This is a genomic window from Parasynechococcus sp. (assembly GCF_045559935.1).
Lineage (GTDB): Bacteria > Cyanobacteriota > Cyanobacteriia > PCC-6307 > Cyanobiaceae > Parasynechococcus.
Map to the genome: position 1 here is coordinate 337635 of NZ_JBJLJL010000010.1, position 24229 is coordinate 361863.

Here is a 24229-nt window from a genome sequence, read left to right on the forward strand (position 1 = left end):
CATCCACATGCCTTCGACCCTGGTTCTGAACGCCGATTCCAGCGTCTGTCCCGCGCTCGGGACCTGGATCGGCAACAACGCCGAGCTGCTGAAAGGGTTTTCGTTGCTCATCGCCGAGGACGTGCTGGCGGAACTGTCCAAGCGCAACACCCTGGGCCAGCTCTCGATCACCTCCTGCCGAGGCATCCGCAGCGGCGGTGACATCGAGATGGCCGCCACGATCCTGAAGGGAGAGATCAGCGGACTGATCCACTTCCCCTCGCCCACGGGCGAGCGGGCCGGAGATGTGCTGTCGGAACCCCTGGTGCGTGCAGCCCTGCTCAATGATCTGCCGATCGCCCTGAATCCCGCCTCCGCTTCCGCACTGGTGCGGGGCATCAAGGGCAGCCGGCGGGGCTATCTGATCTTCAATCCCGTGGCCGGCCAGGGGGACCCCGTCAGCGAACTGGCCGAGATCCGCAGTTATCTCGAACCCCAGATCATGCTTCAGATCTGGATGACCCAACCCAATCTCGACCCCGCCCAGCAGGCCAGGGAACTGATCCAGGAGATCAAGGCCTTCGAGCAGCAGGGGGAAGGCGAATCGCTGATCATCGCTTCCGGAGGTGACGGAACCGTCGGAGCCGTCGCCAGTGCTCTGGCGGACAGTGACATCCCCCTCGGCATCATTCCCCGTGGAACGGCGAACGCCTTCTCGGTCGCCCTCGGCATCCCAACGGGAGTGAAGGCCGCCTGCACCAATCTGCTGCTGGGCAACACACGCCTGGTGGACGTCGCCATGTGCAACGACCAGCCGATGATCCTGCTCTCCGGCCTCGGATTCGAGGCGGGAATGGTGAACAAGGCAAGCCGTGAACTGAAGAACATCCTCGGGCCGATGGCCTACATCTTCTCGGGAGCGCGTCAGCTGGTGGACCAGCAGCCGTTCAAGGCGACCTTACGGATCGACGGCGAGGAATATCACCTCGAAGCCAGTGCCATCACCGTGGCCAACGCCGCACCCGCCACCTCCGTGATGGCCCAGGGCTTCGGCCAGGTGATCCCCGACGACGGTCTTCTCGAGGTGATCGTCGCCTCCCCGAAGGACCGCATCAGTGGGTTTTCGGTGCTGTCGAGCCTGGCCTGGTCGGCGATCGTCAGCAACACCGCCAACCACGACAACATCGCCTGTTTCCGGACCCGCCAGATCGAGGTTGAACTGGAGGAGACTCAGAAGCTGGTGGTGGATGGGGAGATTCTTGACGCCGACAAGATGACGGTGTCCGTCAAACCGGGAGCCCTGCAGGTGGTGGCTCCGATCCGCCTGAAACCTTGAACCTCGCCAGCGACCCCACCATCCAGCGCAAGATCACCCGGATGGCGGAGCGGGTGCGCTGGAAACAGCCGGCGCTGACCAGCCGGGGCATCGACCAGACACGCCTGGTGCTCGAGCCGGATGGGGATCAGCCCGGACAAGAGGACCCGTTCCACTTTCTGGTGCTCGGGGACAGCGGCACCGGCCGTCACCGCTTCCACAGCCCTCCGAGGCGGATCGCCGAACGGCTGCTACCCCACAAGCCGGATGCGGCCTTTCTGCTTCACACAGGTGATGTGGTCTATCTGGTGGGAGCAGCGGATCAGTACCGCGACAATTTTCTGCGCCCCTATCGGGAATGGCTCCAAGACGGAGAGCAATGGTCCAGCCTGAGCCATGAGGGGATGGTGTTCAACCAGCCGTTCCTCCCGGTTCCCGGCAATCACGACTACTACGACCTCTCCTTCCCTGTGGCGCTGGTGGCAGGTCTGACCCTGCCCCTGCGCCGTCATCTGCAGTGGTTCCACGATGTCGACGCCGGCTGGCGCGGCTCAGGCCAGGGAGAGGTCTATGCCCAGGCGTTCATGGATGTGCTCCACCAGCTGCCTCCCTCCCGACTCGAGCAGCATCTCGAGACCCACTACGACGCCGTGTGGGACGGGCATCGCTGCCTCCACTACCGGCCGGGACGGCTCACCCGCCTGCCAAACCGTTATTACCGATTCCGCCATGCAGGGGTCGACGTCTTCGCGATCGACTCCAACACGCTGATCTCGCCCGTGGCGCCATCGCAGGATCGCCGCAGCCTGCAACAGGAGCTGCAGGCCTGCGAACACCAACAGAATCACGTCTACCAGTCTCTGGCCAGTGGTGGTGTTGATGAGGAGAGCCGCGATGCTCTGCTCGATGAACTGGAGACACTCCAGGAGTCGATTCTGGATCTGCGCCGCCGGATCGGGCAGGGGGCGACCGTGGACGAAGCCCAGCTGAAGTGGCTGATGGACGGCTTGATCGCCTCGCATCGGGACCCGACGGTGCGGGGAAGAATCCTGACCATGCACCACCCTCCGTACGTCACCGAAGCGACCAAGTGGACCCAGGCCGACACCATGGCGATCCGCCTGCGGCTTCGGCAGGTGCTGGATGGCGTCGCCGCATCGCTGGGCGACACCATGGCCGCAGCGGCTCCTGTGGACCTGGTGCTCAGCGGTCACGCCCACTGCCTGGAGGTGCTGCGCACCCACGACACCGGCCACGCGGACAGTGGGATCCACTGGGTCATCTGCGGCGGCAGCGGCTATGGCCTGCGCAGTCAGCGCCGCGAGGGAGCACGACTGATGGAAATGAATGACGACGGCAGCGAGAAGCACGTAGCCAGCAGCGATCTCTACATCGGAAAGGATTGGCCGCCGGCGGAAGGACGCCATGCCTACAGCGGTCTGCGGGTGGACATCGCGGCAGGACGTCCGCTGACGATCCGACTGACCCCGCTGGTGTCCTGCCGGGCTGATCGAGGCTGGAGCGATCAGGACCTCGAGACGATCACCCTTTCAGGCCCGTCACACCGAAGGCAGTAACGGCAGCAGACGTTCCAGGGCGACACCGCGGCTGGCCTTCAGCAGCACCACATCACCGGATTGGAGCCAATGCCGCAACGGCTCGGCGGCAGCGTCCGGCCTCGACACCACCGCAAGGCGATCAAGCGATGCTGCGGCCGCTGCCATGGCGGCGGCCTCGGGATCTGCCGCGACAACCACGAGTCCGTCCAGTTTCAGCTCCGCAGCCCGGGCTGCCACAGCGGCATGAAGCTCAACACTGCGGTCACCGAGTTCCAGCATCGTTCCCAGCACGGCGAAGCGACGGCCGGGCTGAACGGCCAGCAACTCAAGAGCGGCCAGGACAGCCTCCGGCGAGGCGTTGTAGGACTCATCGAGAACCGTGAGCCCGCCCTGACGCAGACGCCGATTGCGGCCGCCGGGAACGCTCACCTGCAGATCCTCCAGAGCCTCATCGGCAACACCCAGCTCCCGGGCCACAGCGACGGCGAGCAGCAGGTTGCGGGCGTTGTGGCGCCCCTGCAGCGGCAGAGACAGGGAATGGCCGTCAAACATCAGGTGCTCCGCGGAGACCTCACCGGTCAGATCAGCTGCCGCCGTGGCATCCCCCTCCAGGCGGACCCGCAGCACACGGCCTGTCCAGACCTCAGCCAGCGCCGTTTCCAGAAGAGGATCCCCAGCGGGAATCACGACGACGCCATCGGGATGGAGGGCGGCCGTGATCTCGCACTTGGCGGCAGCAATGGCCTCACGACTGCCGAGGCGTCCGATGTGGGCCGTGCCGATGTTCGTGATCACCGCGAGATCAGGCTCGGCGCATCGCGACAGACGTGCGATCTCCCCAGGCCCACGCATGCCCATCTCCACCACGACAGCGCCGTGAGCTGCCGTGGTCTCCAGCAGCGTCAGCGGTACGCCGATGTCGTTGTTGTTGTTGCCTTCACTGGCCATCACCGGCCCCAGGGACGACAGCGTCGCCCGGATCAGTTCGCGGGTGGTGGTCTTGCCCGCGGAACCCGTCACCGCCACCACCGGCAGGTCCAGGGCAAGACGATGCTGACGGGCCAGCTGCTGGTAGGCATCGAGAGTGTCATCGACACGCCAGTGCAGCAGTCCCTCAGGCAGGGGCTGATTCCAGCTTCTGGACACCACGGCGGCCTGAGCTCCGCTGGCACTGATCTGCTCCAGAAACGCATGGCCATCGAAACGTTCTCCCACCAGGGGAACGAAGAACCCGCCGGTCTGCATCCGGCGGCTGTCCGTGACGATCGAGCCAACCGTCTGCTGCGGGTCCAGGGATGCCCCCCGAGGCTGTCCCCAGAGATCGATCAACTGCTGAATCCGCAGAGTCATGCCGAGGCGGGGATGTCGTAGAGGATCATGCCGACGCCAACCCGGGCTGAGCGCCCGAGGAGACGGTCTTCCGCATCGACCAGACGCAGCTGCTCGTAGCCCAGCTCATTGCTGCGTTGCTGCCAGTCCTCCGCCAGCTGCTTTCGCATGGCCAGAGGCACGGCAGACCAGCGATCGGACAGCTCCAGCACCAGCTGGAGCGCCTGCCCATCCGGTCGGGCCGAGACCAGCAGCTGGCTGGGGGCGTCCGGTCCCAGCAGAAGCTCAAGCAGTGGATCCAGAGACGGCACAACAGGAGGCTTTTCAGCAACGCTCTCCGCCGGCGGCGCGACGGGAGGCGCGGTGAGTGAGGGGGGTGAGGGGGGTGCGGTGAGTGAGGGGGGTGCTGAGGGGATCTCGCTGGAGGGAACCGCTCTCGGATCAGGCGGGGGATTGCCGGCAAGGCTGCGCGTGAAACGCCCGGGCAGCAGCAGCACCAACCCCAACAGCAGCACCAGCAGGAGCGGCCAGAACCATGGGGCCAACCCCTGAGGCCAGAAGCCGGGAACGGACAGATCGCCCTCTCGATTACGACGCCAGACCTCCTGAAGCCGCAACCTCAGATCCGCCGCCATCGACCGCAGGTTGCGGGCGAACTCACGCCATGGACTGACGTAGGGGGCCGGCAGATTGGGCAAGATCAGCTGCGACGGCCGAACAGCCGGTTGAGCGGGTTACGCGGCTGCTCCGATGGAGACTCTGCTGCTGGTGCCAGTTCCGCTGGCGCCGGATCCTTCTGAGGTGCGCTCTTGTCTGCGGCGCTCCGGGACGGATCGGCATCCTGTCCCAGGGACAACTGCTCCACCATCGCCGCATCCGGAGTGGGGGTCTTGATACCGCACACATCGCGGTACATCGCGTCGTACTGCACAGCGGAACGATCCCAGCTGTAGTCCTGAGTCATGCCGCGGATCTGCAGCTGGTTCCAGCTGCTGCGATGGCGGTAGGCCTCCCAGGTCCGCACCAGTGCCGTGTAGAAGTCGACCGGTTCGAAACGATCGAAACAGAAGCCGGTGCCGGCGTCAGCTGCCGGGTCATGGGGGGGAACCGTATCCACCAGACCACCCACCTTGCGCACCACCGGAACGGAGCCATAGCGCATGGCATAGAGCTGACTGATGCCGCAGGGCTCAAAGCGGCTCGGCATCAGGAAGGAATCGCTGCCGGCGTAGATGAGCCGCGAGAGATCGTCGTCGTACGTGAGGAAGACAGCGCAGCGACCGGGATGACGGGAGGCCAGCTGCCACAGGCCTGATTCCAGCCCCCGGTCGCCGGTGCCGAGCACCACGATCTGGGAATCGGTGTAAGCCAGCAGGCGATCGGCGACCTGAAGCAGCAGATCGACCCCCTTCTGATCGACCAGGCGACTCACCATGCCGAGCACAAAGGCGTTGTCACGCACTTCCAGCCCCATGCGCTCCTGGAGAACGCGCTTGCATTCCGCCTTGCCGGAGAGATCCTCGGCGCTGTAGTTGGCGGGAAGAGCCCTGTCCGTGGCGGGATCCCAGGCTTTGAGATCGATTCCGTTGAGGATGCCGCGCAGTTTGCCGGAGACGAAATTCAGCAGTCCGTCGAGTCTCTCGCCGTATTCGGCCGTGCGGATCTCCTGGGCATAGGTCGGAGAGACCGCATTCACACGATCGGCATAGAGCAGCGCCGCTGCCATCGTGTGATCTCCCTGCATGTACCAGGGGCACCAGGTGATGCGATCCAGCTTCCAGCGCCAGGGTCCCTGGTACTTGAGGTTGTGGATCGTGAAGACCGTGCTGATCTCCGGGTCCTGGTGCATCCACACCGGAATCATGCCGGTGTGCCAGTCATGGCAGTGAAGCACCTGAGGCTTCCAGACATTCCAGGCGAACTCGGCGGCAGCGCTGGCGAAGAAGGTGAATCGCCAGTCTTCATCCTCACCGCCGTAGATCCGCTCGGGATCGAACACGGGATGCCCCACCAGATAGATGGTCAGGCCGTTGGAGGGATGGCGGGTTTCGTAGACAGCGAACTCGGTGCCCATCGTCTGGGCGCGCCAGATCGGCTCATCCGGGATCGCAAGCTTGCTCCAGAGCTTCCCGTAGCCCGGAATGATCAGCCGCACATCGTGCCCGAGACGGGTCAGAGCCGGGGGCAGCGAACCGACGACATCGCCCATCCCGCCCACCTTGATCATCGGGGCGCATTCGGCGGCGGCGAACAGGATGCGCATCGATGGACTTCCGACTTGGCGCGGCGACTTTAGGGGCAACCCAGGCCCGCGCTGCATGCTCCGGCCGTCACGGCAGCACCGTCACCGGTGTTCCGAGATTCACCTGCCGGTAGAGGGATCGCACATCTTCGTTGTACAGACGCACACAGCCATGGGAGATCGCACGCCCCACGGTCCAGCGATGCGGGGTGCCGTGAAAACCGGTGGTGGTGCAACCCTCGATCGTGATCCAGGTTTCACCGTCGTGGGCATCACGCCCGAGGCAATCGCGATGGAAGGCGATCCAGTGGCTGCCGAGGGGATTGTCAGGCCCCTGCTCCTCCACGCGCTCTCCGGTGACCGGATGAACCCAGATCGGTTGGTCGATCTTCTCCATCACCCGGAAGCGACCGGTGGGGGTCTCCCAGCCGGGCATACCGACAGCCACGGGGAAGGCGCTGCGCAAACCGCCGTTCTCAAGGAGCAGCAGCCGACGGCGACCGCGCAGCATCACGATGTGACGCTCCTTTTTCTGCAGCAGATCCGAAGGCAGTGATGCCAGTGCCGCCATGACCGAATCCATCGACGCTGACCGCAGCAGCGGAGCCGGATCCGGGGGCGTCAGAGGAAGCATCGACGTCAGGGTAACCAGCCAGTCCCGGAAAAATCAGGGGGGCGTTTGCCGAGGAACGCATCACGCCCCTCCTGCGCTTCATCGGTCCGGTAGAAGAGGTGGGTGGCCTGTCCGGCCAGCTCCTGGATGCCGGCCAGCCCATCGGTTTCGGCGTTGAAGGCGGCCTTGAGACAACGAATCGCCGTGGGACTGTGCTGCAGCACCTCCCGGGCCCAGCGCACCCCTTCCGCCTCCAGCTCCTCCAGAGGCACCACAGCATTCACCAGCCCCATCCTCAGGGCTTCTTCAGCGCCGTAGCGACGACAGAGGAACCAGATCTCGCGCGCTTTGCGCTGGCCGACCACCCGGGCCAGAAAGCCGGCGCCGTAACCGCCGTCGAAGCTGCCCACCTTTGGACCGGTCTGCCCGAAAACGGCGTTGTCAGCAGCCAGGCTGAGATCGCACAGCAGATGCAGCACCTGACCGCCCCCCATGGCATACCCGGCCACCAGGGCGATCACCACCTTCGGCAGGCTGCGGATGATCCGCTGGAGATCGAGCACATTCAGTCGCGGAAGGCCGTCCTCCCCCACGTAACCGCCGTCGCCGCGCACGCTCTGGTCACCGCCGGCGCAGAAGGCGTGGACCCCGTCCTGGGACGGCCCCGCCCCTGTGAACAGCACCACGCCGATCTCCCGCTCATCGCGAACACGACTGAAGGCATCGCAGAGCTCCACCACCGTCTGCGGCCGGAAGGCATTGCGTTTGGCCGGCCGGTTGATGGCGATGCGGGCGATGCCTTCATCGCAGCGGTCGACAAGGATGTCCGTGTAGGTGCCCCAGGGCTGCCACGCGACGATCGATTCACCGGGAAGAACCCGCCGCGCCAGGGACATCGGCTTCAGAGCGTCATCGCCTCATTCTGAGCAGCGGAGTGCAGCTGTTGGCGCAGAACCGCATCGCCGCGTCGATCCGTGCAGGCCCGCAGCAGCGCGGGGCCCTGTTGCGCCAGACCCCAGTCCAGGGCGTCGTGCAGATCCTCCAGACAGCTGAGAGCCCGCCCGGGAATGCCATGGGCCGCAGCCAGTGCCAGCGGATCGACCCGCTGTGGCATGGCGAACAGCTGATCGAATCGCTCCTCGCCCTGCTGCTGGATGTCCAGCTGCTGGAAGATTCCACCGCCGCCGTTGTCGATGAGGATCACCAGCAACGGTGGCCCGTCAGGACCGCCGTGAAGCCAGCCGTTGGCGTCGTGCAGCAGGGCCAGATCACCCGTGAGCAGCACCATTGGTCCCAGCGACCAAGACAGTCCCATGGCCAGCGACAGGGTGCCGTCGATGCCGGAGGCACCGCGGAAGCTGAAACATCGGCGATCAGCCCCACCCTTACCGCTCCACAGCATCCAGTCCCGGACGGGGGAGCTGGCCGCCAGCATCACAGGCAGACCGCTGGGCAGCAGCTGACCCAGGGCGCGGGCGAGCGCGGGCTCAGTCACCGCCCCCCTGCAGGGAAGAAGCTCATCCAGCAGGGCGCCGAGACGATGGTCCGGCTCCGCCCAGGCGGTGCTCAGACCAGCCCGTCCGGGGGACTGCTGAGCCAGCCAGGCCTCCATCCCCCCGCTCCACGGCGCGGCTCGGCCGAGCGGGTCGAGCGGACGGGCATCGCCTTCACTGATCAGCACCTGAGGCCCCCTGGCGGCAGCAAGCCAGCGTTCCAGCGCCCGACTGGCAGGCATGCTTCCCAGACGCAGCACCTGCAGATCACTGCCGCCATGGAACTGATCGAGCAGCAGCGGCCAGTGATGCACCCGACCGGGCCACTCCACCGGCAGAGCGGCCAGCGGATCGGCCAGAAGAGGCCAGCCGCTGCGCTCCAACCAGTCCGCGAGCGCACCGCGATACCCCGCCAGATCGGAGCTCAGTCCCCGCCATGGTCCAGCCACCACAACGCCCGCCTGCGCGGGATCCAGGGCCGGAGCTGAGGCCTCCGGCGGATCAACGGTGGTGGTGCTGTCGGCGACGCCCACTGCAGGGGCAGAAGGGTTTCGCAACCCGCACAGCACCTGCTGCTGATCGGGGAGGGCGGCGTGGAGCGGCTCCTCGAACGGGATGTTCAGATGAACCGGACCGGGAGGTTGACCGGCCTGCCCCTGGGCATGGCGCCATCCCCGTAAAGCCAGACGATCGATGTCGGCAGCTGAAGCAGCGTGCAGACCAGTCGGGGCGATGTTGCCGACCCAGCGGCAGGCAGGATTCAGAAACTGCTCCTGGTTAACGGTCTGATTCGCTCCGCAGTTCTTGAGCCGTTCCGGTCGATCGGCCGTGAGCAGCAGCAGCGGCTGACAGCTGCGATCGGCCTCGACGGCGGCTGGCAGCAGATTGGCGACCGCTGTGCCCGAGGTGGTCACCACCGCCACGGACCTGCCGGCCGCCGTCGCCATCCCGAGGGCGAGGAAGGCTGCCGATCGCTCATCAATCGCCGTGAACAGCTGCAGCATTCCCTGCGACGCCATCAGGCCCGACGCCGTCGCCAGAGAACCGGAACGACTGCCTGGACAGAGCACCAAACGCCGCAACCCCTGACCGTGCAGGGCGCGGAGCAGGCCAAGAGCCGCTTCGAGGTTGGCGCGGGCAACCGACAGTGCAGGAGAGCACCACTGCAGGAATCCTGCTGCAGCACCATCTCATCCGTCCCTGATCAAAGCCCACCCGATGCGAGGGTGCGGCCATGAGTCCCTCCCCGTCCCCACCGGATCGCCCCCGCGAGGGTGGTTTCTGGCGCAGCCTGATCCTCTGGGCCCTCCTGGCGCTGCTGATCCGTTGGCTGGTGGTCGAGCCCCGCTGGATCCCCTCCGGATCGATGCTCCCCACGTTGCAGCTGCAGGACAGAATCCTGGTGGAGAAGATCCGACCTCCCCTGGAACAGCAGCGGGGTCGGCAGCTGCCTCTGAACAGCATCGTGGTGTTCGCGCCACCTGCTCAGCTGGTGGACGCCGGGTACGACGCCTCCGCCGCGCTGATCAAGCGCTTGGTGGGGCATCCGGGCGACCAGCTGGAAGTACGCGACGGCCTCCTGATCCGCAACGGTGAGCCCGTTCCGGAGCCCTGGCTGGATGAGCCGATCACCTACGCCATGGCACCGGTGACCGTGCCGGATCATCAGCTCTGGGTGATGGGCGATAACCGCAACGCAAGCCTGGATTCCCATCTCTGGGGTCCGCTGCCGGAAGCGAACGTGATCGGCACTGCGATCTGGCGGTACTGGCCCCTGAATCGCTTCGGACCGATTCGGTTCTCCACCACCGACGGAATCGAATCGAACTCTGAGGCTGGGGTAGGGTCAGGGCCGTGATGCAGATAACACGGGATGTTTAACCCCGAGTTCCTGACCACCGATAACAACGACGGTCAAGCGGGGAACAGCCTGATCCAGTATCTGCAGGAACAGTCTCCAGACACCCTTCAGAGGGTCGCGAAATCAGCGAGCGGCGAGATCCAGGACATCATCCGCCACAACGTTCAGGGACTGCTGGGGATGCTCCCCGGCGAGCACTTTGAGGTGAAAGTCACCTCCAACAGGGAGAACCTGGCCAACATGCTGGCCTCGGCGATGATGACCGGTTACTTCCTGCGCCAGATGGAGCAGCGCAAGGAACTGGAGGAAACGCTGTTCGCCGATGATCAGATGGCGATCGAGCCCGACGACGAACTCAACCTCTGAGCTGCGGATCCGTCGGGACCACGCCGAGCTTCAGCAGACGCTGATCGATTGAGCTCAGGAACGCCCAGTTCGCATCACTGGGTGCCCAGTTGTCTGTGTTGAGCTGTGAGCAGAGCTCTTCGGAGCGTTGGGGGCTGAAGGCAATCGGAGCGCTGTAGTGCGCTGGCACAAGCCACCGCATCCCATCGAGTCTCCCGATCTGCTGAAGCCATTGCAGGAAGGTCTCCAAGGCGCGCGGCAGCACGAGTCGTTCCACCACGGGCGCCACCTGAAGGAGAGGTTGATGGTCTCCGATCAGCCCCCTGGCCGCGTCCTGCCAGCCCTGCCGCCATCGGAATGGATAGAGGCCGAAGTGAGCGCGGGCAGTCCGTAAACCAGGCCGGAAGGCATGGCGCAGCAGCTCGGAAATCGGGGGAACCTCGAGCGGCTCCGGCCGCAGATAGGAGGCAAAGAGCACCAGCCTTGCCCAGCCGCGGCGGCGGGCCTCGGGCGTATCGAGGAGCGGCTCGTCACCCCGATCCCTGGCGTGGAACAGCAACGGCGTTGGATCGAGATCAAACAGAGCAGGTGGCTCAGCCGAAATGCCAACCAACGCATCGGTCACCATCAAGGCACCGGAAGGGCGGTGAAAACAGCTGATCTCTTGAAAGCGACCAACACCAAGATCGAGCGGTCCAAGCGTGATCCACTCACACACCTCGCCATGGGGGACGCCATCGTCGAGCAACACCTTGGTGCGGTGTGCTGGAACGCCCAACCAGGACAAGGGCAACTGCACCGGAAAACTCCACTGGCCCGGGCAGACCCAAATTTCCGCATCCGGGAAGGTGCGAGCCAGGGGGCCGAGGGGCAGCTTGTGCTCCAAACCAGAGGCCGTGGGCAGCACGATCGTGCGCACCGGGCCGTGCTGCTGCTCCAGCCCGGCAATGGCTTGGCGAAGCTCACCGGTGGGCGGCAGAGGGTTCACCAACATCAGGCCACCGGGCACCTTGGCCACGGTGAGCCGCACCGGCACGGCCACGTAATACACCCCCTGCAGCTGCTCCAGGCTCCAGACCTGGCCAGGGATCAGCTCACTGAACACTGTGCGGCGGCGGCCATAGGGATAGAGCGGCAGCAGCGGCCACCAAGGCCAGCGTTGGTCGGCACGACTAACCATGTCCACACCTCCAGCGCACCCTTGGTCCCACGGCTCCAGATCCATGATCACAGGTCTTGATCACCGATCGAAGCAGCACAGCGCAACGTGGAATTCGGATGAGTCCAGTGCAAAGAGGCACGGTGCAGACAAGGCCAGATTTTTTTTAAAGTCAGAAAAAGTTCTCCTTACACGTGCGTCGAATCATCCTTGCCCTGACTGCGATCACGGCATTGATCCCCCAGACGTCCTTAGCCCAGATGGACCATCACCATGGGCATCACGGCCATGGGATGCATCACGCAGCTCCTGAGGAAACAAAAGAGGCAACACCCACGCCTTCCGGCTCTCATCAGCACCACGCCCATGGCATGGGCCCCGCAGGCAGCACCTATGACCTGCGCTTCATCGACGGCATGGTTGAGCACCACGCCGGAGCATTGCGGATGAGTGAATACGTCTTCAACATCGGCGCCCCGGGGGTGGGGGCGTTGGCAAACAGCATCTGGAACGAGCAGGCCCGTGAGATCAAGGCGATGCGCCAATGGCGCAAAGCCTGGTATCCCGATGCACCGGTTTATCCCGTGGCATTGCGCCCTAACGGGGACCCCAACTCCATGGCAGATCTAGTGCGCATGAGTCCTGATGTGATTGCCGCGATGCGCATGTCGGTAACGAAGCCAACACGTGAGAACAGGGTGCAGTGGTTCCTAGAGGGAATGATTGAGCACCATGGCGGCGCCCTTCAGATGGCCCATGAGGCTCGCGAAAACTCCACCAACCCCACCATCCTTCGCCTTGCACGCGAGATCATCGTCGCCCAGCGCAAAGAGATCATTGATCTCCGCAAAATGCTGCAAAGCAAGGGCATGAATAAGCCTGACTACTACAAATTTGATGGCCTTTTCGCGCTGTGAAAGCAATCACTTTTAATGCCTTCACTACAAGGATGATGGGCTGGATCTCCATTTCATTCGCCCTCGTCGCTGCTTTCGTTGTCCATACCATGGCCAGCCATGCTCACGGCAAAGGCATTTACCAATCCAAAGCTGACGCAGAACAACGTGCCGGTGAGATCGGTTGTACGACGGTGCATCAGAACAACGGAAAGTGGATGCCATGCACAGATGAGCGTGAACTCCACCGCCAACTTCGCAAGCAATGAACCAACGTCCGCTTTCACGGCGAGCACGCAAGGTTCACCGTTGGCTGGTTCCAATCGCCGCTGTTCCGTTGCTGATCACCGCAGGCACGGGATCTCTCTACAGCTTGCTCTTGGAGCAAGACATTGATGCCTTCTGGCTGCTCAAGATCCACACCGGGAATTTCAGTGTTCTGAATCTTCAGCCCGTCTACCCAGTGCTCTTGGGTGGGCTCACCGTCATCGTGACAGTGTCAGGAGCGGTGATGCTCTTGAGGCCAGCGCGATGACACAGCGTTCCTCATCGCGATTGTCAAAAACCGTCTAGTAGCGCGAGAAAACGGAGGTTGTTCCGTCATGGGCAATGGCAAGCACCTCAAGACTTTCAGCCTCGACGCCAGCCACCTCCATGCCGGGCGAACCCATTGGCATCCCTGGAACCGCCAGACCTCGGATATCCGGCCGATCCTTCAAAAGGCGATCGATCGTAGAAGCAGGCACATGCCCTTCAATCACATTTCCCCCCACAACAGCGGTATGACAAGAAGCCAGTTAGAGGCTTACACCTCTTGACTCCTTCACGGCATCCATGTCCTCGGTGACATGGTCATCAATTCGGAATCCCGCTAAGGCGATGTGGGATCCCCATTGCGTACAACAACCGCAACTCGCCGATCGATAAATCGTCATCTGCGGGCCCGTTGCCCCCATGGTGTCGGGCATCGCAGCATCACCTTTCGCGTCACCGTGGGCCTGCGCAGGTTGAATCACCCAAAACAACGAGCCGACCACCAAGGCTCCAAATACGCCCTGACGCAAGGCAGCTGAACACTGACAAAGAAATCGAGAGGCCGTCATGGATTCCTTTCTCAGGTTAAGGGGATCGATTATCCGCGTTATCGCGAGTTGCGCTTGAACACACCCAGTTGCACCAAATCCCAGGGACAGCAGGGGGGCAAGCCCCTCAGACCTATTCCTATAAATGGATATCAAGTGGCAGCAGCGGCCAGAAACCCCAGCGCTGATCAGCAGGATTCACACCAGCTCCAGCCACCACAATCCACGTCGATGCAGTGATTCTGTCGAAGGAAAGGGGCAAGGCAGAGCAAAATCACTGAAAAGATTCACGCCACTGACGCCTCTGGGGTCACCCAAGTGTGACATCGCCGAGCAACATCATCCGATCAGAGATATGTACAGATGCGATGATAATTCCCCAGGCAGTCAAACAGGCAAAACGAATATTGACTGTTATTCAAAATCAAAAAGTGCTACCTCAGCACTCAGCCCAGGTCCAAAGGCCAGTGCAAGACAAGGACCAGGAGTTGACCGCCGACGCAATCGATCAAGAATGAACAGGATCGTTGCAGATGACATGTTGCCATGATCCTGAAGTATGCCTCTGGATTCGTGCAGTAGGCCTGGGTCCAACGACAAAACCTCTGCACAGGTGGAGAGAATTCTGGGTCCGCCAGGATGCACAGCCCAGCTCGTCACCGCCTCAAGATCAATCGACTGATCCTTGAGCCAATCTCGCAACCAAGGCAACAAGGCAGCACCAACCGTTTCCGGAACAAGGGGCGACAACCCCATCGCAAAACCATGGTCGCCAATCTCCCACTGCATCAGATCTGCACTATCAGGAATCACTGTTGAGCCACTGCGGCGCAAGACCAAGGATTGATCAGAAAGGGAAGGATCCGAGGAGGCGACAACAGCAGCCGCCCCATCAGCAAACAAAGCATTGGCAACAACCTTCTCTGGGTGCCAGCCATAAGCCATATGGAGGCTACAAAGCTCAACAGCACAGACCAAAACAACCGCCTTTGGATCCATTTCCGCGAAGGCATGGGCAACACGCAAGCCATTCAGCGCAGCGTGGCATCCCATGAATCCGATGTGTGTCCTCTGAACACTCGGCGATAGATCAAGCTTTTCAATCAAGAAAAGGTCAATACCAGGTGAATGAAACCCAGTGCAACTGACCGTGATGAGGTGGGTGATCGCCCCTGATGAGATATCACCATCAGATAGCGCCTTCGTAGCAGCCTCAAGAGACAACCCACCGGCGTGAGTGTTGTAACCATGCATCCGTTGTGCCGTCCCAGGGCTTTCTGAGCCGTAGAAACTGAGACGATCCTTGGTCGTGCTCGTGCCATTGAGACCATCATTCTCGAGGAGCACACTTCCACGGGTGAGAACCTTGGTTCTTTGATAGATGCGCGACATCAGCCTTTCTTGCTCAGGGCTTTCGGCATTGATGCGACGCGCCACTTGCACCGCTTCTGCCTGACTCAGTCGCTGAGTTGGTACTGCCGTACCCATTCCGTGAAGGATGAGAGGCATGGATTAAGACCTCGCCATGTGGGGATGCACGCGATTGAGACTGCTGATAACGCGTTGCGGTACAACAGGCCATTGAGACCCGAGGCTGAACAACGCGTTTGTAATGAGCGGTTGTCTCAACACAGTCGACAACACACTGCAAACGCGCTGACGACTGATCGTTAGATCCACCAACCTCCTTCGCCAACGCCGCTCGAGATCCAATGTCCACTCACCCTGAGCTTCCTCAACAAAGGGAGCAACCGACGCACCAGCAGCAAGAGCCCAGGCCATGCCCTCACCGGTAAAGGGCTCCACATAACCGGTCGCATCGCCGAGCAACAAAAAGCGATGCCCTGCAAATGCACCGGCACGACGGGTGAGTGCGGGGGTTAATTGCCAGCGAGACGACTCCAAAGCTCGAGGCAAGGCGAAGCCGGCTTGAGTCAGAACAAGTTGTGCCGCCCGCGCCACACCGCCGGAGGACTTGACCACAGCGCGGTCGAAAGCAGCAGCCAAGTTCAGAGCACCATCCTCACGTCGAACCAAGCCGACGTAGCCATGCTGGCCAATGGCCATATGAATGGCCCCAGACTCGTAGGTTCCGTTTTCATCGGCGATGAGGCAACCAGCACCAAGCCTCGATTCCGGGGTGCTTTTAGAACTGGCCGCATGAGATGGAGCAATCACCTGGTGCTCTAAGCCGGCTGCGACCAGCACGACACGGCCATTGATGCGTTCCACTGGAGCACCACCGGGAGGTCGTAACCGCACCATTCGACCTTCAGGAGTCATCTCCTCGAGCACGGCACTGGTTCGAAAGCGCAATGTTGCGCCAGCACCCACAGCAGCGTTGACCAAAGCCTGATCAAAGCGTTCCCTTGACAGAGCCAAACCGCCTGGCAACTCAAGCTTGAGCGAGTTGCCACCCCAGCCAAGACGAAGTTGATCGAGAGGCACAGCACCTTGATCGTGCATAAGGTTCGGGAGGCCTGTGGCAGTCAGAGCTGCCAGGGCATTGGAGTTAAAGCAGCAACCACACACCTTCCAGCGGGGGAAAGACCGTTTCTCAACCACCAGAACTCGCAGGCCGCGATTTGCACAATCGAAGGCTGCCAAGCCTCCGGCAACTCCTGCCCCAATCACGATTACATCCCAATTGCTTTGCATGTCAGTGGGGTGTCCAGCTGAGTCGGTAGCGCTCGGGCCAGCTCCGTTCCAGAACACAGCCACGCAAACCGGCTCGAGAGGCGAGATCCAAGATCTCCGTGGGGGTATAAGCCCCCTTGACTGACACAGGTCCATCGTGATGAACAACCCAGGATCGACTAAGTAGTCGCGTACCAAACCAAGCCAAGGAGTATCCCAGACGGCTGCGGATTAGATCATCGACAACAACAAGACGACGCGCCCTATCTGCCATCCCTGCTAGCAGTCGTATGACATCAGGGGGGTCTAGATGGTGAACAAAAAGAGTGCAATACACCACATCAAATTGCTTGGATCGAGAAGGTTCAAGAGCATCTTCAACAAACACACCCACACCACTTTCTGATCTGGCAACGTTGCGGCGCGCGATCCGCACAGCTTCAGGGTTCAGGTCACAAGCTTGGAACGAGATGTTGAGGTGACGTCTTCGAGCGAGCGCATCAAGCTCAATTGCCGTATCACCACCTCCGCAAGCCAGCTCCAACACGCTCAACTGAGTCGCGGGACTTTCGCTGGCAAGCTTCTCAAAATGACGCAAAAGGCCTGGTACACAGCGACTGATGCCATTAATCCGTCGAAGCCCTTGAAGGGCTCGGACATGCTCAGCGGGATCGAGACCAGGTTGGTCCATGACCTCAGGCTGCCGATCACGTGGCATCGATATCCAGCCAGAAGACATGTGTTGGCCATTGCTCAAAACAAAGCTAGGCGAAACGGTATTGGTAATGCTTGTTTTGCCGAAGCCACTGGCTGCCAACAAAGCCTTGCTTGGAATTTTGTTACGAGATACACAGAGAGCGGGAAAGTTGAAAAGCATTATTGGGTTGAATTCAAAATATCAACTTGCGCCCAAGAAAAGTAGAAGTTGCTGTGCAACCATTAATTTCTTTGTTAGCCCAAGAGAGTCGCAAACTCATAGAAGGCCATCCTGTCGAGCTTCATCATGAATTGAACAGGCACACAGAACAAAAGAAACACATCAGGCACAAGAATCTCAAGCTACCTGTCAGCGAATACTATTAATTAGCAGCAACGCCGAGAAACATTAGCGTTATCGGCAGGATTCAAACCCGCTCCAGCGACAACGCTTACTGTAGATGCAGTGATTCTGATGAGGATTAGATCAAGGCAGAGACAATCCATCCCCGGCGACAAAAATAGCTCCATCAAGCCCAAAAGCAGGATCTGGAGATCAGTCAGCAATGCAGAGGCTCGCTTGCACACCATTCAACCCAGATGCACAAAATCCCAGGGACAACTTAGGGACAAGCCCCTAAGACCTATTCCTGCAACAACAAGCTAAGTGGCAGCAGCGGCCACCACGGCCAGCGCTGGCCGGCTGCTTGAGAACCGCTTGCAGCCAACCCACCAACGCAGGTTCAAAGATTCTGCACAGGAGTGGCGCGCTGCGGAAAACGCAGATGCCGACAGAATGATTGCAACCACTCCGGACGCTTGACCCTGAGGCCGCTGCGCAACCTTGTGATCCATCTGCTGGCTTGCCTTGCGATCGTGGGTCTTGGTGCGGCAGACGTGTCTGCCTGTATCGAAGGACTTGAGTGGGGCATGACGCTGGATCAAGTCACAGCACACCTCGGCGAAATCCGCCAGGCAGGCCCCGATCAACCGCAGAAGTATCAGGCGCTGAACGCACGCCTCGATGAAATCCCAGTGGTTCAGTCAACGTTTGAACTGAGTCCCGGCACCGGCTTGAGATCGTTGGCCTACGAGTTTGAGGTGAGCGATATGACCGAAGTGCTGGCAGGCCTTCGTCATCGCTATGGGCAGCCGTTGAGCATGAGCATCGACGATCGCCAGGTCAACCAACAGTTGTGGGTCTGGAATACCGGTGACGATCTGATCACAGCCGTGAACAGCACCTCCATGGGACGCCATCAATTCCTCATCTCCTACCGACCCAGTCGACTTCGACCCAACAATCTCTGAATCCCTTTCACGCAAAAAACCACGCGTTGCTAGACGACGACCCGCGAGTCCGTATCCCGAACCTTGACCATGCGCCCGGTGACGCTCTGCGCATCGCGGTGGACAGGGGGCATCCCAACCAACAGAATGAGAACGATTCCCACTAGAAAAGGGCTGTCGTCCCCCCACCCGACGGCGGATGCTGGAGACCATGAGCACAACCTGGTTGATCTCAGGTCCGCCGGGGTGCGGGAAAACCAGCTGGATCCTCAACACACTGCGCGACCATCCGGGTCCCTGCGGATACCTGCGTCTGAAGGGCACGAGCCAAGAAGGCCTCGAGCAGGGTTGTGATGCCGGCATCGACCGGACCTGGCTGCAGGACCAGATCCCATCGCTTGAGGACCTCTCGACTCCACAGCCCAGCCCCGCTGCGGCTGATCGGATCAACCTGATTGAGCTGCAGCAATTCCAGGCCCCGCCGGAGGAAGCCCCCGAGGCCATCGACCCAGCCATCCGATCGCAACTGGACACCCTCCAGCTGAGACCGGACCGATGCCTCCATTTCGGCCGTGATCCGGAGTTACCCGGCCAGGACACGCTGGCGTTCAACAGGCTGGAGGCCTGGAGCCTCAGCCTCCACAACAGTGTCTGGGACCCCAACAGCCTCAGCAGCTTCTGGTTCGAGCTGGTGAATGGTGCCTATGGCGACGTCTACCGCGCCAAGGCATTGATGAATCTCCCCGACGGCCGTGCCTTCTTCTGCAACTGGATGGTGAGTCAACAGGGCTCGCAGTTTCTGCCCCTGGAGAGGGTGGAGCCACCCCATGGCCGACCCAAACGCTCGTCGGAGCTGGTGGTGCAGGGCAAAGCTCTCAATGGCATCGGCATCCAGACCACCATCGACGATTGCCTGATCAGTGATGACGTGCTGGAAATGCATCAGGCCCCGATGCGCGACCAGCAACCCGAGTCCACCCACACCCGATGACGCCCATGGCCCACGCCGTGATCTCCTGCCTCCACGCCAACCTGGCAGCCGTTGAGGCTGTGCTGGAGGACATCGATCGGCAGGGAATTGAAACGATCACCTGCCTTGGAGATCTGGTGGGTTACGGCCCCCAACCGAATGAAGTGGTGCAGCTCGTGAGGGAACGCGCCATCCCCACCTGCCAGGGCTGCTGGGATGAAGACATCATCGATGGCCTTAATGCCTGCGAATGCAGCTACCCCTCGCAACTGGCGGAACGGCGAGGCCACCGGGCGCATCACTGGACCGCTGAACAGATGACGGACGAGAACAAAGCCTTCCTGGCCAGCCTTCCGATGACCCTGAGGCGCGACCGGCTGCTGTTCGTTCACGGCAGCCCGAACAGTCAGCACGAATATCTGCTGCCAGACATGAGTGCTTTTGCGGCGCTGGAGCGGGTCGAAACCGCCGGAGCGGACACGCTGTTCTGCGGCCATACCCACCAGCCCTATGTGCGCGAACTGAGCGGTGGATCGATCCGGGTGACAGTGGAACAGGCCGGCAGCGAGGGGGCCACGGAACAGGAACTGACCCTGCCGATGCGCCGCATCGTCAACGCGGGATCCGTGGGTGAGCCCCGCCATGGCGACACCAAGGCGACGTATGTGATCCACAACGACACCAGTGGTGAGGTGACGATCCGTGAGGTGGAGTACGACGTGGCGAAAACCTGTCAGGCCATCGTCGATGCCGGCCTGCCTGAGGTGTTCGCCTGGCGGCTGAGCCATGGTTTCGAATATGCCGAGCGGGCCGACGACGCCAGCCACGTGTGTGAGCGCTGATGGAACGCTGGGCTCTGGTCAGTGGACTGCGCGGTGATCTTGATCTCTATGAGCGGATTCAACGCGACCTCTCAACGCAACGGGGCGTCGAAAGTCTTTTCGTGCTGGGGGATCTGATCGGACCTGAGCGCAACTGCGATGCCTTGCTGGAGCGATTGCGCCAGCCCAAACGCGGTGATCTCAAGCCCGACTGCATCTATGGATGGTGGGAGGAGCAGCTGCTGGCCGAACGGGGATACCGCGGTGATCAGAACGCACAGGTGCTGCGCCGGGAGCATGGCGACGATGCCGTCGACGCACTGCTCAAAGCTGTTGATGAACGCCATCTCCCGTGGCTTGCCTCCCTGCAGTTCGGCTTCATCGAACTGGATTGCGCCCTGATCCATGGCAGCTCCGCCGACATCGGCGATCGGCTGACAAGCGAAACGTCGCCTCTCATCCTTCTGGATCGCCTCACCCGGCTGGATGTGAACCGCCTGTTCACCGCCCGCAGCGGTCAACAGTTCCGCCTGGAACTGACCGGTGGTGCCATTCAATCGCGTGTGAAAGACACAGCCGGCGAACAGCAGCAGGAACAGGCCGTTCCCAAACGCAGCGTGATCGGCATCGGCCAGGGAGCCGCCTTCTCGCTGTACGACGCCGCCACGGATCGACTCGACTTCATGAGAGCTGGAGAGCCCTGCGTGACCCCGCGCCGGACTTGATGCGCAGATGAAGATCCCCGAAGCCTTCAACCCCCAGGTGCCGGAACAGATCCGGCAGGATCGACACATAGATGTCCGCCGAACAATGCGAGGGTCTGCCATCAACGCCGTTCTGACGGTGCCGACAGCTCTTTCACTTCTGTTCATCGCGCCGTTGCTGACCATCGACCCGGCTCACGGCCACGGCAAAGGGATCTACGAAAGCCGGAGCGAGGCTGAGAAGCGCGCTGAAGAGATCGGCTGCTCAACGGTTCATCAGAACAATGGGAAATGGATGCCCTGCGCTGATGAGCAGGAACTGCACCGGCAGTTGCGGAAACACTGATGGATCACCGGACCAGCTCACGCCAGCGTCAGGCCCGCCGACTGCACCGGTGGGTCGTACCGATCGCCGCAGCTCCACTGCTGCTGACAGCGTCGACCGGTTCGCTCTACAGCCTTCTGCTGGAGATGAACATCGATGCCTTCTGGTTGCTCAAGATTCACACCGGAAACTTCGGCCCCTTGAATCTGCAGCCGGTCTACCCGGTGCTGCTCGGTGCCCTCACCATCATCGTGACCGGATCAGGTCTGCTGATGCTGCTCAGGCCTGCACGCTGAAATCCAGCACCAGATCCCCCACGTCATCCCGGCTGATCACAAAACCGAAGCCATCGACACGGCCTCTCCACTCACCGGCATCGCCGTCTCCCTCCAGTCCCGTCGACTCTTCCACGGTGTGTCCGAAGAGAACGGCAAAACAATGGGACGCCACCTGGGCCGCCTGATCGGCATCCATGTCGTCGAGTTCATGGGCCTCCAACGGACCACCCTCCAGCAGCTCGGAATCGATCACATTGCCTCTGCCGAGATCGGCCACCAGGGCCTGAAGCCCGTCTGGAGCCGTGATGTCACCCATGGGTCGTCGTCATCAACGCCTTCATCATCCCCAACCCAGGGCCAGCGCCGCCGTCAGAGCCGTATCGACACTGAGCAAGCGCTCCCCGAGATGCACCGGCCGGGCGATCATCGCCTGGGCCAGATCCAGTTCAAACGGCACGAAGCCTCCCTCGGGGCCGATCATCACCACCGCAGGCCCATCGGCCGCACTGCTCAGAGCCTGGGGCGATCCCATCTCGGCGATCAGGCAGGGACGACCGCAGCAGATCTCCACCAAACGGTCCTCGACGAAGGGACGAAACAATCTGTGCTGGTGCACCCGGGGCGCGACGGTGTCGCAGGAGCGCTCCATCCCAGCCAGCAGAGCCTCCTCGACCTTGTCGCCTGCCAGCAGGGGGGACTGCCAGAAGCTTTTCTCCACCCGGGCACTGTTGATCAGATGCAGATCCGACACCCCGAACTCCGCCACCGTGCGCAGAATCCGGCGCAGCATCTTCGGCCTTGGCAAGGCCAGAACGATCTCGAACCGATGGCGCCTCGGTGGTGGTTCGCGCGTCTGAACCGCAAGCTCGACCGTCGCAGCATCCATGGCCACCACCCGACCTGTGCCCAGAGCACCATCGCGGATGCCGACCCTGAGCGTGTCACCGAGGTTCGGTTTGAGGAGCTCAAGGATGTGAACCGCCCGCCGATCACGCAGCAGCACGGTGGTGTCATCCAGCCAGCAATCCTGGGGGCCGAGGAGAATGATGTTCACCGCCTCAGCGTCCGGCGCAGCGACGACCGCTCAGCAGTGCTCGAAGATTCCGACCTGAGACGGCGGCAGTCCACCGGCGACTCTGTTGGCGCAATAGGCCGCATCCGCCTCCTGCATGGCCTCCCGATCCTCCTGGAACCAGCAGCCGTACATCAGATTCAGGATGCGATCCACATCGAGCTCCCGCTCAGCCACGTCCTGCCACAACCGACGGCTGAGTTCCTCATCCGCCAGCTGGAACTGAGCGCGAGCCAGGTTGCGTGCAGAGGAGAAATAGAGATCCTGCTCGTGATCCCTGGTGCTCTGATAGCGCAGGAGTGTGGTCTGGATGGCCTGGAGAAATGCCACGGGCAGCGTTGCCTGTTTGTTCAGCATGAGTAGCGAGCGCTACCAGAGCAATCGGTATTAACGCTTGTTGAAGAGAAGATCGATCCGGCCACCGTTGCTGATCACCCCCTGAACTGCAGGCCCAACGTGAGCAATCCCGCGGCAGCGATCCAGCTGCCGACCACCCGCAGAGAGATGCGGACCCACTCGCGGTGGCTGACGGAGGTCTGCGCACTCACCAGGGCGGCGAGCACCGAAAGAGCACTGACAACCCCGAGCAGATCAAGAGACAGTGGCCCCTCAAGGGCCATGGTGCTGCCATTGCCGAGGCCGAACAGCAGACCGCTGAGGGCGGACAGAACAGCAAGCCATCGCGGCTGCATACGCCACTGCAGTGCCACCAGACATCCGATCGCCGTGAACCAGAGGATGCTGATCGTTTCGAGGGAATCCCCAAGGGCCAGCACCTGTCCCAGGCATCCTCCGAGCCACCAGCTCAGGGGCAGCACCAGCAGCAGCATGCGCCCCCCAGCCTGCCCCTGCTGACCTGACAGCAGCGACAGGCCCAGCACCAGCAGCAGATCCGCCGGCGTGATCAACAGATGGGCGATGCCGTCATAGAACCCGCCGAAACCGGTTTCCATCAGGTGGGCGAACAAGGGAGACATCGGTCAGATGCGAAGCAGAAACCAGACACCACTGATGGTGATCGCAGCGCCGATCAGCTGCACCAGTCGGCGGCCCACAGGCCATCGACGCAGCTCACCCAGCAGGATGCCCACCAGATGCAGCAGCCCTGTGGCGGCGACAAACGCCAGGCTGAACAACAGAGCATTGGCTCCATCCGGCAGTTCGCGGCCGTGCGCATAACCGTGGAACAAAGCGAACACCCCCACGAGGGCCAGCGCCACGCCAAGGGGAACACGCCGTTCCAGCGCCACCAGCAGCCCCAGCACCATGCCCGAGATCGCGATTCCAACTTCCACGCCGGGCAGAGGCAGTCCCAGCAATCCGATCAGACCACCGAGCGCCATCACCATCGGGAAAGCCACCGGCAGCAGCCAGATGGCCGGAGCGGCCAGCACCGCTCCCCAAAGGCCGACAGCAACCATCGCCACGACGTGATCGAGTCCGGTGACGGGATGCAGCAAGCCTGAGAGCAGGCTGCCGGCACCACCACTCTCCACATGCGCGCGGGCGGCGGGAGCGAGCGTGATCATCAAACCCAGCAGCAGGGCCATACGGCGGGTCATC

The 24229-nt window shown here is 62.0% G+C and carries 29 protein-coding genes; 13 read left to right on the forward strand and 16 right to left on the reverse strand.

Annotation, left to right across the window (positions count from 1 at the left end; all coding sequences use genetic code 11):
- Positions 1–7 precede the first annotated feature (7 nt).
- Positions 8–1315, forward strand: coding sequence for a YegS/Rv2252/BmrU family lipid kinase (locus ACJ0G7_RS11755; RefSeq protein WP_043691441.1), 1308 nt, complete (start codon positions 8–10; stop codon positions 1313–1315).
- Complete coding sequence (locus ACJ0G7_RS11760; RefSeq protein ID WP_407396255.1) at positions 1312–2871, forward strand: metallophosphoesterase; 1560 nt, start codon at positions 1312–1314, stop codon at positions 2869–2871. The genes ACJ0G7_RS11755 and ACJ0G7_RS11760 overlap by 4 nt, the downstream gene beginning before the upstream one ends.
- Here the strand turns inward: ACJ0G7_RS11760 and murF are convergent.
- The 6 genes from murF to menD form a co-directional block, all read right to left on the reverse strand.
- Entirely contained in the window at positions 2854–4203 is a 1350-nt protein-coding gene (gene murF, locus ACJ0G7_RS11765) for a UDP-N-acetylmuramoyl-tripeptide--D-alanyl-D-alanine ligase (RefSeq protein WP_407396256.1), read from the reverse strand. The two genes, ACJ0G7_RS11760 and murF, sit on opposite strands and share 18 nt — an antisense overlap.
- The gene (locus ACJ0G7_RS11770) at positions 4200–4880 is read right to left on the reverse strand and encodes a hypothetical protein (protein WP_407396257.1); all 681 of its coding nucleotides are present in this window, start codon (positions 4878–4880) and stop codon (positions 4200–4202) included. Before ACJ0G7_RS11770 ends, murF begins: the two co-directional genes overlap by 4 nt.
- A gap of 2 nt (positions 4881–4882) precedes the next feature.
- On the reverse strand, positions 4883–6445 hold the full coding sequence (gene glgA / locus ACJ0G7_RS11775; RefSeq protein ID WP_043691448.1) for a glycogen synthase GlgA: 1563 nt from the start codon (positions 6443–6445) through the stop codon (positions 4883–4885).
- Positions 6446–6512: 67 nt separating this feature from the next.
- Positions 6513–7058 carry a L,D-transpeptidase gene (locus ACJ0G7_RS11780; RefSeq protein ID WP_043691450.1) on the reverse strand — a complete coding sequence of 182 codons (546 nt, stop codon included), beginning with the start codon at positions 7056–7058 and terminating at the stop codon, positions 6513–6515.
- Between the two features lie 5 nt (positions 7059–7063).
- Positions 7064–7933, reverse strand: a complete 870-nt coding sequence (menB, locus tag ACJ0G7_RS11785) for a 1,4-dihydroxy-2-naphthoyl-CoA synthase (RefSeq protein WP_407396258.1) — start codon at positions 7931–7933, stop codon at positions 7064–7066.
- Between the two features lie 5 nt (positions 7934–7938).
- A complete protein-coding gene (menD, locus tag ACJ0G7_RS11790; RefSeq protein ID WP_407396358.1) occupies positions 7939–9639 on the reverse strand; it encodes a 2-succinyl-5-enolpyruvyl-6-hydroxy-3-cyclohexene-1-carboxylic-acid synthase in 1701 nt (566 codons plus the stop codon).
- A gap of 125 nt (positions 9640–9764) precedes the next feature.
- On the opposite strand from menD, the gene lepB reads away from it, so the two are divergent.
- Together lepB and ACJ0G7_RS11800 are read left to right on the forward strand one after the other, a co-directional pair.
- Positions 9765–10388 (forward strand): signal peptidase I, encoded by a 624-nt coding sequence (gene lepB / locus ACJ0G7_RS11795; RefSeq protein ID WP_043691456.1) that lies wholly within the window; start codon positions 9765–9767, stop codon positions 10386–10388.
- A 15-nt stretch (positions 10389–10403) separates the two neighbouring features.
- Positions 10404–10757 (forward strand): DUF760 domain-containing protein, encoded by a 354-nt coding sequence (locus ACJ0G7_RS11800; RefSeq protein ID WP_186483597.1) that lies wholly within the window; start codon positions 10404–10406, stop codon positions 10755–10757.
- Here ACJ0G7_RS11800 and ACJ0G7_RS11805 read toward each other — a convergent pair.
- Positions 10747–11916, reverse strand: coding sequence for a DUF4336 domain-containing protein (locus ACJ0G7_RS11805; protein ID WP_407396260.1), 1170 nt, complete (start codon positions 11914–11916; stop codon positions 10747–10749). The two genes, ACJ0G7_RS11800 and ACJ0G7_RS11805, sit on opposite strands and share 11 nt — an antisense overlap.
- A 173-nt stretch (positions 11917–12089) precedes the next feature.
- Here ACJ0G7_RS11805 and ACJ0G7_RS11810 point away from each other — a divergent pair, with 173 nt between their 5' ends.
- The 3 genes from ACJ0G7_RS11810 to ACJ0G7_RS11820 all read left to right on the forward strand — a co-directional run bounded on the left by ACJ0G7_RS11810 (position 12090) and on the right by ACJ0G7_RS11820 (position 13326).
- The gene (locus tag ACJ0G7_RS11810) at positions 12090–12812 is read left to right on the forward strand and encodes a DUF305 domain-containing protein (RefSeq protein WP_407396262.1); all 723 of its coding nucleotides are present in this window, start codon (positions 12090–12092) and stop codon (positions 12810–12812) included.
- Between the two features lie 89 nt (positions 12813–12901).
- On the forward strand, positions 12902–13060 hold the full coding sequence (locus tag ACJ0G7_RS11815; protein WP_407396359.1) for a DUF3721 domain-containing protein: 159 nt from the start codon (positions 12902–12904) through the stop codon (positions 13058–13060).
- The gene (locus ACJ0G7_RS11820) at positions 13057–13326 is read left to right on the forward strand and encodes a hypothetical protein (RefSeq protein WP_407396263.1); all 270 of its coding nucleotides are present in this window, start codon (positions 13057–13059) and stop codon (positions 13324–13326) included. Before ACJ0G7_RS11815 ends, ACJ0G7_RS11820 begins: the two co-directional genes overlap by 4 nt.
- A 34-nt stretch (positions 13327–13360) precedes the next feature.
- Here ACJ0G7_RS11820 and ACJ0G7_RS11825 read toward each other — a convergent pair whose 3' ends face one another.
- The 4 genes from ACJ0G7_RS11825 to ACJ0G7_RS11840 form a co-directional block, all read right to left on the reverse strand.
- Complete coding sequence (locus tag ACJ0G7_RS11825) at positions 13361–13588, reverse strand: DUF411 domain-containing protein (RefSeq protein WP_407396361.1); 228 nt, start codon at positions 13586–13588, stop codon at positions 13361–13363.
- A gap of 699 nt (positions 13589–14287) precedes the next feature.
- Positions 14288–15382 (reverse strand): type III polyketide synthase, encoded by a 1095-nt coding sequence (locus ACJ0G7_RS11830; protein WP_407396264.1) that lies wholly within the window; start codon positions 15380–15382, stop codon positions 14288–14290.
- A 3-nt stretch (positions 15383–15385) separates the two neighbouring features.
- On the reverse strand, positions 15386–16531 hold the full coding sequence (locus ACJ0G7_RS11835) for an NAD(P)/FAD-dependent oxidoreductase (RefSeq protein WP_407396266.1): 1146 nt from the start codon (positions 16529–16531) through the stop codon (positions 15386–15388).
- Between the two features lies 1 nt (position 16532).
- Complete coding sequence (locus ACJ0G7_RS11840; RefSeq protein WP_407396363.1) at positions 16533–17249, reverse strand: class I SAM-dependent methyltransferase; 717 nt, start codon at positions 17247–17249, stop codon at positions 16533–16535.
- A gap of 803 nt (positions 17250–18052) precedes the next feature.
- Here ACJ0G7_RS11840 and ACJ0G7_RS11845 point away from each other — a divergent pair.
- The 6 genes from ACJ0G7_RS11845 to ACJ0G7_RS11870 all read left to right on the forward strand — a co-directional run bounded on the left by ACJ0G7_RS11845 (position 18053) and on the right by ACJ0G7_RS11870 (position 21612).
- On the forward strand, positions 18053–18517 hold the full coding sequence (locus ACJ0G7_RS11845) for a hypothetical protein (RefSeq protein ID WP_407396268.1): 465 nt from the start codon (positions 18053–18055) through the stop codon (positions 18515–18517).
- A 190-nt stretch (positions 18518–18707) separates the two neighbouring features.
- Entirely contained in the window at positions 18708–19487 is a 780-nt protein-coding gene (locus ACJ0G7_RS11850) for a GTP-binding protein (protein ID WP_407396270.1), read from the forward strand.
- 5 nt (positions 19488–19492) lie between these two features.
- Positions 19493–20308, forward strand: coding sequence for a metallophosphoesterase (locus tag ACJ0G7_RS11855; RefSeq protein WP_043696591.1), 816 nt, complete (start codon positions 19493–19495; stop codon positions 20306–20308).
- Complete coding sequence (locus ACJ0G7_RS11860) at positions 20308–21012, forward strand: phosphoesterase (protein WP_407396272.1); 705 nt, start codon at positions 20308–20310, stop codon at positions 21010–21012. Before ACJ0G7_RS11855 ends, ACJ0G7_RS11860 begins: the two co-directional genes overlap by 1 nt.
- A gap of 85 nt (positions 21013–21097) precedes the next feature.
- Positions 21098–21337 (forward strand): DUF3721 domain-containing protein, encoded by a 240-nt coding sequence (locus ACJ0G7_RS11865; protein WP_407396273.1) that lies wholly within the window; start codon positions 21098–21100, stop codon positions 21335–21337.
- The gene (locus ACJ0G7_RS11870; protein ID WP_407396274.1) at positions 21337–21612 is read left to right on the forward strand and encodes a hypothetical protein; all 276 of its coding nucleotides are present in this window, start codon (positions 21337–21339) and stop codon (positions 21610–21612) included. Before ACJ0G7_RS11865 ends, ACJ0G7_RS11870 begins: the two co-directional genes overlap by 1 nt.
- Here the strand turns inward: ACJ0G7_RS11870 and ACJ0G7_RS11875 are convergent.
- The 5 genes from ACJ0G7_RS11875 to ACJ0G7_RS11895 form a co-directional block, all read right to left on the reverse strand.
- Positions 21596–21910, reverse strand: coding sequence for a hypothetical protein (locus ACJ0G7_RS11875; protein WP_407396275.1), 315 nt, complete (start codon positions 21908–21910; stop codon positions 21596–21598). The genes ACJ0G7_RS11870 and ACJ0G7_RS11875 overlap by 17 nt on opposite strands.
- A gap of 24 nt (positions 21911–21934) precedes the next feature.
- Positions 21935–22648 carry a 16S rRNA (uracil(1498)-N(3))-methyltransferase gene (locus ACJ0G7_RS11880; RefSeq protein WP_407396277.1) on the reverse strand — a complete coding sequence of 238 codons (714 nt, stop codon included), beginning with the start codon at positions 22646–22648 and terminating at the stop codon, positions 21935–21937.
- Positions 22649–22678: 30 nt separating this feature from the next.
- On the reverse strand, positions 22679–23023 hold the full coding sequence (locus ACJ0G7_RS11885) for a hypothetical protein (RefSeq protein WP_407396279.1): 345 nt from the start codon (positions 23021–23023) through the stop codon (positions 22679–22681).
- A 74-nt stretch (positions 23024–23097) separates the two neighbouring features.
- Positions 23098–23643, reverse strand: a complete 546-nt coding sequence (locus tag ACJ0G7_RS11890) for a HupE/UreJ family protein (protein ID WP_043691468.1) — start codon at positions 23641–23643, stop codon at positions 23098–23100.
- A 3-nt stretch (positions 23644–23646) separates the two neighbouring features.
- Positions 23647–24228, reverse strand: coding sequence for a HupE/UreJ family protein (locus ACJ0G7_RS11895; protein WP_407396281.1), 582 nt, complete (start codon positions 24226–24228; stop codon positions 23647–23649).
- Position 24229 lies beyond the last annotated feature (1 nt).